At 51.2% G+C, this 12,173-nt stretch carries 8 protein-coding genes; all 8 read left to right on the plus strand.

Translation table 11 applies throughout. The annotated features are described in order from the left end of the window. The 8 genes from ACFPPD_RS10690 to ACFPPD_RS10725 all read left to right on the plus strand — a co-directional run bounded on the left by ACFPPD_RS10690 (nucleotide 1) and on the right by ACFPPD_RS10725 (nucleotide 11,723). Nucleotides 1–2,220, plus strand: a complete 2,220-nt coding sequence (locus tag ACFPPD_RS10690) for an NHLP family bacteriocin export ABC transporter peptidase/permease/ATPase subunit (RefSeq protein WP_378082161.1) — start codon at nucleotides 1–3, stop codon at nucleotides 2,218–2,220. A gap of 25 nt (nucleotides 2,221–2,245) precedes the next feature. Further along, nucleotides 2,246–5,008 carry an NHLP bacteriocin export ABC transporter permease/ATPase subunit gene (locus tag ACFPPD_RS10695; RefSeq protein ID WP_209750745.1) on the plus strand — a complete coding sequence of 921 codons (2,763 nt, stop codon included), beginning with the start codon at nucleotides 2,246–2,248 and terminating at the stop codon, nucleotides 5,006–5,008. 90 nt (nucleotides 5,009–5,098) lie between these two features. Continuing rightward, nucleotides 5,099–5,434 (plus strand): hypothetical protein, encoded by a 336-nt coding sequence (locus ACFPPD_RS10700; RefSeq protein ID WP_209750748.1) that lies wholly within the window; start codon nucleotides 5,099–5,101, stop codon nucleotides 5,432–5,434. A 57-nt stretch (nucleotides 5,435–5,491) separates the two neighbouring features. Beyond that, a complete protein-coding gene (locus ACFPPD_RS10705; protein WP_209750749.1) occupies nucleotides 5,492–6,382 on the plus strand; it encodes a GNAT family N-acetyltransferase in 891 nt (296 codons plus the stop codon). Beyond that, on the plus strand, nucleotides 6,375–9,605 hold the full coding sequence (locus ACFPPD_RS10710) for a type 2 lanthipeptide synthetase LanM family protein (RefSeq protein WP_209750751.1): 3,231 nt from the start codon (nucleotides 6,375–6,377) through the stop codon (nucleotides 9,603–9,605). Before ACFPPD_RS10705 ends, ACFPPD_RS10710 begins: the two co-directional genes overlap by 8 nt. Before the next feature lie 136 nt (nucleotides 9,606–9,741). Continuing rightward, nucleotides 9,742–10,092 (plus strand): hypothetical protein, encoded by a 351-nt coding sequence (locus ACFPPD_RS10715; protein ID WP_209750754.1) that lies wholly within the window; start codon nucleotides 9,742–9,744, stop codon nucleotides 10,090–10,092. Nucleotides 10,093–10,158: 66 nt separating this feature from the next. Next, on the plus strand, nucleotides 10,159–11,046 hold the full coding sequence (locus ACFPPD_RS10720; RefSeq protein WP_209750756.1) for a GNAT family N-acetyltransferase: 888 nt from the start codon (nucleotides 10,159–10,161) through the stop codon (nucleotides 11,044–11,046). Between the two features lie 200 nt (nucleotides 11,047–11,246). Further along, nucleotides 11,247–11,723, plus strand: coding sequence for a YqeG family HAD IIIA-type phosphatase (locus ACFPPD_RS10725; RefSeq protein WP_209750758.1), 477 nt, complete (start codon nucleotides 11,247–11,249; stop codon nucleotides 11,721–11,723). Nucleotides 11,724–12,173 lie beyond the last annotated feature (450 nt).

Below are 12,173 nucleotides of genomic sequence, written 5' to 3' on the forward strand. Positions count from 1 at the left end.
ATGAGCACTTTCATGACCAGGATACTTAAAAAAGGTCCTATCCCGGGGCGACGGGTCAAAACGCCGACGGTATTGCAGATGGAAGAGGTCGAATGCGGCGCAGCCGCTCTTGCGATCGTGCTGGCATATTACGGGCGGCACGTATCGCTGGAGCGGCTGCGTGTCGATTGCGGCGTTTCCCGCGACGGCAGCAACGCCCTTAATATAGTGAAAGCCGCACGCAATTATAAACTTACGTCCAAGGCGTTCCGCAAAGAACCCGCCGACCTGCACGAAATGACGGGACCCATGATCATTCATTGGCAGTTCAACCACTTCGTCGTGTTGGAAGGATTCGGAAAAGGAAAAGCGTATATCAATGATCCGTCAGCAGGGCCTCGCACCGTATTGGCGGAAGAATTCGATGCCTCGTTTACCGGCGTCGTGCTCACCTTCGAACCTTCGGAGCAGTTCGTTCGACAGAAGGAAAACGGGGGGGCGTTCCGTTCTCTGAGAAAGCGGTTGTCCGGCACCGGGGACAGCATCGCGTACGTTGTTCTGGCCGGACTTATGCTCGTCGTTCCGGGGCTCGTCATCCCGACATTCAGCCGCATGTTTATCGACGATGTGCTGCTTGCGGGGCTGACGAACTGGATGATGCCACTGCTGATCGGCATGGGGCTGACCGCCTTGCTGCGCGGCCTGCTCACGTTCCTTAGGCAGCATTATCTGATACGGTTAGAGACGAGCATGGCGATGAATATGTCGGGTCATTTTTTCTGGCACGTACTCAGACTTCCCCTTACTTTCTTTCAACAACGGCATGCCGGAGAAATCGTCTCCCGGATTACCATTAACAGCCGTCTAGCTCAACTGCTAGGCGGGGAGCTGGCAGTAGCTGCTTTGGATCTTTTGATGATCGTGTTTTATTTTATTTTACTGGTTCAGTACAGTTGGCTGCTGACCCTGCTTGGCGTTGGCATCGCTCTGGCGAACTTCGGTTACCTGCGCATCGTATCCAGGGTTCAGACCGACCGCAACCAGAGATTGATGCTCGATGACGGCAAAATGGACGGCGTGTCGATGTCGGGGCTAGGTATGATCGAGACGTTAAAGGCTAGCGGTGCGGAATCCGACTTTTTCAACCGATGGTCGGGTTGGCAGAGCAAGCTGATGAACACCCAGCAGAAGTTGGGGGAGACAGGACAATATTTAACCACGGTACCTTCGTTTCTCTCTGCCATTAATTCGATGGTGATCCTTATCGTGGGCGGTCTATTCGTAATGAACGGCACGTTCACGATCGGTATGCTGGTCGCTTTCCAGAGCTTGATGGCGAGTTTCCTCGACCCGATCGGGCGAATGATCCGTCTTGGAACCGCATGGCAGGAAGTATCCGGGAGCCTGAATCGGTTGGACGATGTATATCGCTATCCGCTTGCCCCGGCAGCAACACAAAGCCATGATGAGTTAGCGGAGGGGCTAGAGGGACAACTGCAACCGGCCGCGCAGATTTCCAAGCTGCAAGGCGCAGTGAAGCTAGAAGGCGTTACGTTCGGCTATAATCCACTGGAACCGCCGCTCATATCGGATTTTCATCTCACGTTAAAGCCGGGAGAGCACGTTGCATTGGTAGGCGGTACAGGAAGCGGCAAGTCGACGATCGCCAAGCTGATAACGGGATTATATGAACCGCAAGCGGGGGAAATCCGTTTCGATGGCAAGTTGAGGGGGGAGATTCCGCGTATTTTGCTGGCAGGATCGCTTGCCTCCGTAGATCAAGAAATCCGCCTATTCCAAGGCACTATTCGCGATAATATTACCCTGTGGGACGATACAGTGCCTGAAACAGATATCGTGCGTGCATGCAGAGACACGCAAATCCATGAAGAAATTGCGTCCCGCCCCGGCGCATACACCCACCTCGTTGCCGAAGGAGGCACCAACTTCAGCGGAGGACAGCGGCAGCGGCTCGAAATCGCGAGAGCGCTGTGCGGCAACCCTTCGATTCTGATTCTGGACGAAGCGACAAGCGCGCTTGATCCGCTGACGGAACAAGCGGTGATCGACTGTCTGAAGCGAAGAGGCTGCACTTGTATTACGGTTGCCCATCGGCTTAGCACGATTCGCGATGCAGACGAGATTATCGTACTTAGCCAGGGAAAAGTCGTGGAACGGGGCAATCATGATCGGTTAATCCGCATGGGCGGCATGTACGCTTCGCTCATTGCGGATGACTGAACGCAATGCGAATGGGGGCATTAACGTGAGGACAGAGAAGGAGAAAGCAGTCGCGGCAGCTGCGGTAGAGCGGTTCGGCGGAGAAGCCGCTTCTTTGCAGTCCGGCGGCCTGTTGCTGGAAGGAAGCGGAATCTGGATCGTTCGTTCCGGCACGGTTCGTTTGTTCTCGGTGCTCGGTAGAGAGGATGGTAGTTTCGGCAAACGTTCGCATCTATTCGATATAGACTCGGGCAGCGTTATATTCGGCCCGGGTTTACAGAGAACGAATCTTTCGGCGAAGGCGATGATTTTGGCCACCAGTCTCGGGGAAACGGAACTTGTCCAGTTGCCGAGGTCGGCTGTCTATGCGATGGCGGCCGATAGCGGGACCCGGGAGTGGATGGCGGATCAGCTTGTCTGTTGGATCGCAGCATGGCATAAGACCTTTGCGGATGAAACTGCATTTCCTTTAGGTAACGCAGGTAGGCTGGGGAACCCCGGAGCAGCCGTCCTATCGGCATCGGACACCGCCGACTGGTGGCGCAGCGATCCGGAATGGCGCAGCCTCGACGCCTTCCACGAACTTGCCTTGTCGGCGCTGCAGCGCCAGCGCGATGAGGAAGCGCAAGTTGAACGGGATCGTCTGCAACTCCGTTCCGACAATGATGGGAGATTGCTGAACAGGGCGATGGCCCGACTGCAGGGTGTACATACGGTAACGGGATTAACGGATTCCGACGACACGGATGTTCAGAACCCGCTGCTGGCGGCGGCTCGCGCTGTCGGTCGATATATGGGAATAGAAGTGCGGTCGCCCTTGCATGCGCCGGGCGAAGGAAACAATCCCGTACTGGTGATCGCCGAAGCCTCCAGATTTCGTTGCCGGGAAGTCACGCTCGCGGGACATTGGTGGCGGGGGGATAACGGGCCGCTCCTGGCGTTCACGGAGCAAGACGGCCGTCCGGTGGCCTTGCTGCCGCGTAAGCCGGGCCAGTACGATCGTTACGATCCGGCCGACGGTTCTCTTGTACCCGTAACGGATGAGTCAGCCGATCTATTGAAAGACGCCGCATACATGTTCTATAAGCCTCTGCCGTCCAGGTCATTGAAGCTGATGGATATTATTCGGGTTGGAGCGCAGCGCGGCATCTGGAGAGATATTATCGTATTACTGTCGCTTGGCGTCATGATCGGGCTGCTGGGATTGCTTACGCCGATTATTACCGGCGTCCTATTCGATACGATAATCCCTGAGGCCGATAGGTCGCAGCTTATCCAGCTTGCGTTCATTCTTACGGGTTCCGCCGTAGCGGTATTTCTGTTCGAGATCGCACGCGGCGTGGCCATGTTGAGGATTGAAGGGCGCGTGGATATGACGATTCAGGCGGCGGTGTGGGATCGACTGCTGCGATTGCCTGTCTCTTTTTTTCGCGATTATTCATCGGGCGATCTAGCTATGCGTGCGAACAGCATTAACGCCATTCGCCGCAAACTGTCGGGCATTGCGGTGTCTTCCTTGTTTTCAGGGCTGTTCTCGACCTTTTATCTCATTCTGCTGTTCAGATACGATTCCGGCATTGCGTTGATCGCTCTCGGTCTTGCCGTCCTCAGCATCCTTGTCAGCACAGGCTTCTCCTTCGTTCAAATTCGTTATCAGCGGGAGCTCTTGAAGGAACAGGGTAATCTGACAAGCCTCATGCTGCAGATTTTGGCTGGGATCGCCAAATTTCGAGTCGCTGCCGCGGAAAGCCGCGCTTTCTATTTATGGGCGAATTTGTTCGGCAAACAAAACCGAATCCAATTTAAAATGAATAAGCTAGAATCCTATTTTGCCGTGTATCAGACGATGTATCCGATCCTGACTTCCATGTTGCTCTATTATTCAATCATATCGTTTGGCGCGGAACGGATCAGTACAGGCGACTTTATTGCCTTTTTCGCCGCATTTTCTGCATTTCTAAGCGGTTTGCTCGCGATGTCTTCATCGCTGTTGTCGATCTTGAGCGTCGTTACGATGTATGAGCGGGCAAAGCCGATACTTGCGGCGCTGCCGGAAGAAGCGGAAGGCGGCGAGCATCCGGGAGAGCTTAGCGGCGGCATCGATCTGTCCCATGTTCATTTTCGATACTCGGCGGACGGAGCATGGAATATAAGAGACGTATCATTATCTATTAGACAAGGAGCATTCGTTGCGATCGTAGGCGAGTCCGGCAGCGGCAAGTCGACGCTGATGCGTCTTTTGCTCGGTTTCGAGAAGCCGGAGTCCGGTACGATTCGTTATGAGGGCAAGGAATTGGGCAACTTGGATCTTCAGGCGGTTAGGCGCCAAATGGGCGTCGTGCTGCAAAATGCCGATTTGATGGCCGGCGATCTGTACGCCAACATCGTCGGATCTTCGGGATTGACGGTAGAAGATGCTTGGGAAGCGGCTAAAATAGCCGGATTGGAAGAGGATATCCGCGAAATGCCGATGGAAATGCATACCGTCATACCAGACGGAGGCGGCATGCTGTCCGGCGGCCAACGCCAGCGACTGCTTATTGCCAGAGCAGTCGTGCGCAAGCCGAAAATTCTTTTTTTCGATGAAGCCACGAGCGCCCTTGATAACCGAACGCAAGCTGCAGTCAGCGAGAGTCTGGAGCGGCTCCAAGCGACGCGGATCGTCATTGCCCACCGATTAAGCACGATTCGACGCGCGGATCTGATCGTCGTCATGCACCGCGGACAAATCGTGCAGCATGGGACCTATGAGGAATTGGTGGCCCAAGAGGGGCAATTTACGGAAATGGCACAGCGGCAGTCGGTGTAGAAATAAAAAATAGTCAAACGGGAGATTTAAGAGTTATACTGAAACAATAGAAATAACAAATTTCGCCAAAATTCGAAGGAGTGATACCTAGTGAGCCAATGGACACAGGAATCGATGAATGAGGTTTTGAATGATATCTACCGGAAGGCGGCAACCGACAAGGCATTTCGCCAGCTTTGCCTAAGCCAGCCGGAATCGGCCGTGAAGCAAGTAACGAATCAAGCGCTGCCGGAAGGCTTTACGGTACGCTTCATCGATAACGCAGGCGCGGACGCGACTTTCGTGCTTCCGGATTACCTTGGAGACAGCGAATTATCCGATGCTCAGTTGGAAGCCGTTGTCGGGGGGAAAAAGAAAAAGAAAGATAAAGACGATGACGATGACGAGGCTCCTTTCACCGGGATGCCGTTTCACTGTAAATTGTGAATCTGGGGATGCTGGCTTAAGCCGGCGTCCTTCTTTATATGTAGGGGGCATTCCATCATGTACTCGTTCGTAAGATTAAACAATGAACAATTATCTTCCTATGCGGAGCTTACCTTTCCATCCTTGCGGGAAGAGCTATTGAGTGAGTCAAGGGAGCCATCCGTCATCGCTATAGGTGCGATGTTGTTCGGCAAACCGATCGGACTCGTATGGGGAAAATATTGGGCTCGATATGGATACGGCCAGATTAAGACCATCTTCGTGATCGATAAGTACCGCCGCAGAGGGATCGGAGGGTCGTTGCTAAGAGAGATGGAACTGGCATTTGAACAATTGGGCTGCAAGGAAATGCGTTTCGATTATAGACATGATCAAGCACGTTCGTTGATATGGGAACGATTGTTTCAACAAACGGATTGGAGCCATACCTACGGATCGCTTCATACCTTTACCGTTTCCGTCAGCCAGTTAATGGAGTTGGAGTGGGTACGGCGCCAGCGCTTGCCCGAGCGCTTCTCCTTCATGACATGGAGCGAATTGAAGGCAGAGGAGCAGGCTTTCATCGAGGCAGGAAAAGATGTCTGGTATCCCGCTTCGATGACCCCGCTTCACAAGGAGACTAGCAAGACCGTGAATTTGTCTGTCGGTTTGCGTTATGGAGCGGATATTATCGGTTGGATGATCATTCATGAGCATGACGAGGATACGGTGATCGGGGATCGAATGTATGTCAGACAGCCGTTCCAGGCTCAGGGTCGAGCTGTTTCGGCAATGATTGAAGCCGTTCGGAGAATCGCGGAGGCCGGTTTTCGGTTTGCCAGATTCGACGTGTCAGGCAACAATAAGCAGATGCTCCGATTCGTTGAACGAAAAATGAAGCCATGCCTGGTCGATTCCTATGAAGTCGTAAGGTTAAATAAACGATTGGCGGTAGCAGACTATGCGTGAATGGATTCGTGACATCGTCAATCAATCAAGCAGTATGGCGGAGCGCTCGTCGGACGATTATCGGGCACAATCATGGGATGAAGCGGATGCTGCCGAGGTTCGGAAGAGGCTTACGTTATGGTGCGATCGAGCAGCTAAAGGGGATTGGGATAAATTCGCCGCCCGATTAGCTCTGGCCGGGATGACTATGGACGATGCTGAGAGCATGCTTGGACCTGTTCGGATTCGCGAGGCAGCCAAGCTGCCGGAATGGACGACAACGCTGCAATTGCTCATAGCCTCAATCGAAGATGCCGGGAAGGAATGGGTACAACCCGAACGCTTGCCTGGCGATCCGTGCTTCGTCCCGGAACATCCGATCGCTTTCGAACATCTTTTCTTGCCCTTCCTTCAGGCAGCTATTCGCTCCCTGAAGGAGCGTGCGGGTTCTCTTGCGGACGTATTGACACCGGATGCCTGGCATAGCATGGAGCGGAGCCTACTTCAATCTCTGTCGCACGTAAGTTGGCGCTCGCTGGATCTTGAGTTTTCCGTTTACCGGTCGGGAGCCATAGCGATCCCGGGAAATCGAACTATGTATACACGATTTGTCGGGGAAATGCTCCAGGGCAAATGGCTCGGGTTTATGCGGGAATATAGCGTTCTGGCGAAGCTCGCATCCATTACGGTGAGAACATGGGAAGACAACCTTCTTGAATTTCTGCAGCGATATGAGGTTGATAAACCGTGGCTGAATGAATCCATCCTATCCGGACAACCCATAGCGGGAACGATTGCAGCACTGGAATTGAATCGCTCCGATAGCCATAATGGCGGCCGCAGCGTGATCATCGTGACTGTATCGGATGGAAGCAAGCTAGTCTATAAACCCAAAAGCTTAAGCCTTGATGCTGCCTATTCGCATCTGCTCATGGAGTTGCGTGAACTTGGAGCGCCTAACGACTTGCTCCCGATCGGCCAGATGGATTGCGGCAGCTATGGATGGCAGCGTTATATTGAACATAAGCCGTGCGCGGATGAAACGGAAATCGCCTTGTATTACCGGAGAGCGGGGACGCTTCTCTGTATCTCCCATCTGTTAGGCGCAACGGATTTACATAATGAAAATGTGATCGCATGCGGAGCTTTTCCAGTACTGATCGATGTAGAAACGATGCTGCATCCTTTAACCAATCACATACAAAGCGATGATCCCGATGCAGACGCCGAGGAGCTTGCTTATGATAGGAAAACCCGTTCTTTGCTGCGAACGCTGCTGCTTCCGAGCTGGAGGGACTTAGGCGATACCGGTCTGAAAGAGATCAGCGGTTTGTTCGGCGGTCAACAAAACCATGCCGACACGATAACCTTCCGCGGATTGCTCCATGTTAATACGGATGCAATGAAGATAGGCGATATTCCTTATGTGCAGCATGAGTCAACTAATATCCCTTTTCTTCAGGGTCGAAGCTTGGATTTTAACCGCAACAGCCAAGAGCTTATCCAAGGATTTGGCGATATGTATCAATTTCTGATGTCCCAACGGAAGCAGTTGCTTGCTGCGGGCGGGCCGCTTTCGGCTTTCAAAGGAATACCGTCAAGGTATGTATTTCGAGCGACCGCCATTTACAGTCAGATGTTGGAAAATAGCTATCGCCCGGATCTGCTTCGCAACGGCATTGACCGCGATATTCAGCTTGATGCGATGAGCCGATTTTTGACCTCGGACGAGGAGTTATCGGATAGATGGCCGCTCGTGAGACGGGAACTGGACGATCTATGGAGAATGGACATCCCGTTTTTCCAAGTAAGGACGGATGAATGCCGACTTACGGATAGCAGCGGGTCGTTCGGACCGGATTTATCCCCGATGAGCGGCTATGACTATATGCTTCACACATTGCAGCGATTAGACGAGACGGATTGCGATTTCCAAACGTCATTGATTCGAGGAGCATTATATACGAAATTATCCGAAGCAGAACATCTTGCACCGGCACTTTCTCCATTTCCAGTGCAAGTCGGAGAATACGGCGAACCAGAACTGTCGTCTAAAGAATGGATCTCGAACGCAGAGCAGATCGCTGTCCGTTTGAGTCGCGAAGCCATTGTTGCATCTGACGGTACCCGTACCTGGATCGCTCCTAGATTGGGCGGCCGTTATCCCTGGCAAGCTGCGCTCAGCTATGACCTGTATGACGGACACTGCGGGATAGCGCTATTTTATGCTGCATTGTTCAAGGTGACTGACAAGATAAGCTATCGCGAGGATGCACTGGCGACGCTTCGGTTGCTGCGAGGTAAAATTCACAGAAACGAAGTGGATGATTTTGCCGGGAAAGGTATCGGCGGATTCGTTGGACTCGGCTCTATCGTCTATGCATTTGTCCGTATCGGACAGCTTATCGATGAGCCTGAATTGCTGGTCGACGCCACAAGGGTGGCTGCCTGGTTCACGGAATCTCGAATCAACGCAGATGACAAGCTTGATCTGTTGCACGGTGCGGCGGGAGCCGTGTTGTCGCTGCTTGTTTTGTACGATGTCGTCCCGGATCCTCTCATTCTAAGGGCTGCTGAGCAATGCGGGGAGCATTTGCTACGTAACCGGAGGCTGCAATCGAATGGCCATCGGGTATGGGCGAATCAGAGCGGTAAAGCGCTGGCCGGGCTATCCCACGGCGCTGCCGGAATAGCCTATGCTTTGCTTCGGTTACATGCGCTAACTCGCGAAGAACGCTTTCTGAGAGCAGCCGAAGAAGCAATTGATTATGAACTGTCGATATTTGTTCCTGATCAGGGAATATGGCCGGATTTACGGTCGGCGGACAAACCAGGTTTGACGGATGCATGGTGTCATGGGGCGGCCGGCATCGGGCTTGGCAGACTGGTCGGGTTGTCGATACTGGATACCGTTGAAATTCGCGCCGATATTGAGAAGGCGATTCAAGCGGTTCGATTAGGATTACATCATACCGGAAGAGACCATCTATGCTGCGGTGCGATGGGCAGAGTAGAGTTCTTGTTATCCGCCGGAATGCGGCTGAATCGGAAGGAGATAGAGCGAGAAGCCAGACTTCATGCGTCCGCGATCGTCCGAAGGCATCACGGATATTGGGAAGACGGATACGAGCCTAACTTCATCTATGAACCGCTTGGATTTTTTCAAGGCATTGCCGGCATCGGTTATGAGCTGCTCCGATTGCACGATCCGAAATCGTTGCCTTCCGTTTTGGCGATGGAATAACGCGTAAGCTGCGCCTGCATTAATTGCGGTTTTTCGACCGAATCTGCAAATAAATGATAGTCAATAGGTAATTAAGGAGTTATACTAAAATGGTTGAAACTAGAAAAATTAGCCAATTTAGAGGGGGTGGTATCTGATGAGCCAATGGACAAAGGATTCGATGAATGAAGTTCTGAAAGAAATATACCAGAAGGCGGCAACCGACAAGGCATTTCGCCAGCTTTGCCTAAGCCAGCCGGATTCGGCTGTAAAGCAAGTAACGAATCAAGCGCTGCCGGAAGGCTATTCGGTACGTTTCGTCGATAACGCAGGTGCGGACGCAACTTTCGTGCTTCCGGATTTCCTTGGAGACAGCGAATTATCTGATGCGCAGCTGGAAGCCGTTGTTGGAGGGAAGAAGAAAAAGAAAGATAAAGATAAAGACGATGACGACGATAAATCAGATCCTGAGGAACTTCCCTATAATATTATTGGCGGCACAAGGTAGACAGTGAAAAAAGAGTTCATGATATGAACAGTGGAGTTACACGCAGATGCAGGGAGACATTCCATCATGTATTCGTTCATAAGATTGAACCGCGAGCAGCTATCTTCCTATGCGGAGCTTACCTTTCCTTCCATGCATGAGGAGCTATTGAGCGAGTCAGAGGAGTCCTCCGTCTTAGCTATAGGTGCGTCGTTGTTCGGCAAACCCATTGGACTTATATGGGGAAATTATGGGGCTCAACATGCAAGAGGCCGGATTAAGACCATCTTCGTAACGGATAAGTACCGCCGCAGAGGGATCGGAGGGGCGATGCTTAGAGAAGTGGAGCTGGCTTTTGAACAATTGGGCTGCAAGGAAATCCGTTTCGATTACAAACAAGACCCATCGCGTTCGTTGATTTGGGAACGATTGTTTCAACAATCGGGGTGGAGCCATTCCTACGGCTCGCTTCATACGTTCACCGCTTCCGTCAGCCAGTTTATGAAGATGGAGTGGGTGCAGCGGCAGCGCTTGTCTGAGGACTTCTCATTCATAACATGGAGCGAATTGAAGGAAGAGGAGCGGGCTGTCATCGAGGCAGGAAGAGATGTCTGGTATCCTGCCTCAATGACCCCGCTGCGCAAGGAGTCAAGGATGTCCCCAAATTTGTGTGTCTTTTTGCGTTATGGAGCGGAAATCGTCGGTTGGATGATCTTTCATGAGCATGACGAGGATACGGTGATCGGGGATCGGATGTACGCTAGACACCCCTACCAATCTCAGGGACGTGCTGTTTCGGCTATGATTGAAGCCGGTCGGAGAATCGCGGAGGCCAAGTATCCATTTGCCCAATTCAATGTGTCGGGCAACAACAAGCAGATGCTCCGATTCGTTGAACGTAGGATGAAGCCATGCCTGGTCGATTTCTATGAATTGGTAAGGTTAAATAAACGATTGACAGATTCGAATTCGTGACTAATTCAAACCCGCGATAATCGCGGGTTTTTCATTTTATCGGAACAGATTCTGTCAAGCTCTGCGACGGTATAAAATTTCACATAAGGGATCTAAAAGAATACATCAAGAGAGATTATTGTTCGCAAGAATAATTTTAACAAAACGAGGACAATCTATATCCGACTTGCTGACATATATCTTTGTATCGGAGGAAGCTTATGCCTATTTTTAAACCTTCCCTAATTGCGAACTCGATTTATGAGATAGACGGAGAAGCACTGCAGCGGGCAGGAATTAAAGGGATAATACTTAACTGGACAAATACTTTAACGAAGAAGAATGCTGAGTCTGTATCGGATTCGATGAATACTTGGCTGAAAAACTTTCAGTCCAGATTTGGGATAAAGCTTATAATAGTCTCAAATAGCAAACCCCCGTCGCAAGAACATACGCAGGTTAATGAGATTCCAGCTTTGTTCGAAGCGAGTAAACCGAAGAAAAAAGCATTTTTAGCCGCACTGAATATACTTGGAACCCGTAGAAACGAGACTGCAGTTATTGGTAATGGCATAATTACTGATTTATGGGGCGGAAACCGGTTAGGGATGTATACGATTTTCGTGTCTCCTTCATGGACAAAACCTCGGTTTATACGGGTGGTAAAACGGCTAGTGGTAAGAATGCTTCGAGTATAGATGCAAGCAAGTTCCATTACTCACTGCAGAAGAGATAGATGAACAGTTTCACAAAAAAGAACCCGGTCTGAATACCGGGTTCGGTAATGCTTTCGTAATATTTAGCTGGGCATATCAGCTTTACTTCGTATTATTTTGCGCTCTAGGTCTTCCTTGATCGTTTGGGTCATTAGATCGAGACGGGCTATTCTTTGGGTTGTTTTTATCGGGTTTGGTTTTAGTGCTCATTTTATCGTTCACCTCCTGTGTTATCCATAAAGAGTATTTCTCCAAACCGTTATCTTTATCAGAATAATGTGTGTATAAAATAGGCTGATCGCACAGTTGTGTTTATAAACAGGATGCGTGGATATAAGTAAGCGTCAAACCTTCCCCACCTTCAAGCCCGCTAATCGCTATGAGATAATCCTCCTCAGAATCAGTCAGGGGAGGATTTTTTATGGCCAGAAA

The sequence above is a fragment of the Cohnella suwonensis genome (genome assembly GCF_042655365.1).
GTDB lineage: Bacteria > Bacillota > Bacilli > Paenibacillales > Paenibacillaceae > Cohnella > Cohnella suwonensis.

Excerpts from the sequence above, each read along its gene's own strand:
- ACFPPD_RS10690 (WP_378082161.1), top strand. The coding sequence starts at position 1 with ATGAGCACTTTCATGACCAGGATACTTAAAAAAGGTCCTATCCCGGGG.
- ACFPPD_RS10705 (WP_209750749.1), top strand. The coding sequence starts at position 5,492 with ATGTACTCGTTCGTAAGATTAAACAATGAACAATTATCTTCCTATGCG.
- ACFPPD_RS10710 (WP_209750751.1), top strand. The coding sequence starts at position 6,375 with ATGCGTGAATGGATTCGTGACATCGTCAATCAATCAAGCAGTATGGCG.
- ACFPPD_RS10715 (WP_209750754.1), top strand. The coding sequence starts at position 9,742 with ATGAGCCAATGGACAAAGGATTCGATGAATGAAGTTCTGAAAGAAATA.
- ACFPPD_RS10720 (WP_209750756.1), top strand. The coding sequence starts at position 10,159 with ATGTATTCGTTCATAAGATTGAACCGCGAGCAGCTATCTTCCTATGCG.
- ACFPPD_RS10725 (WP_209750758.1), top strand. The coding sequence starts at position 11,247 with ATGCCTATTTTTAAACCTTCCCTAATTGCGAACTCGATTTATGAGATA.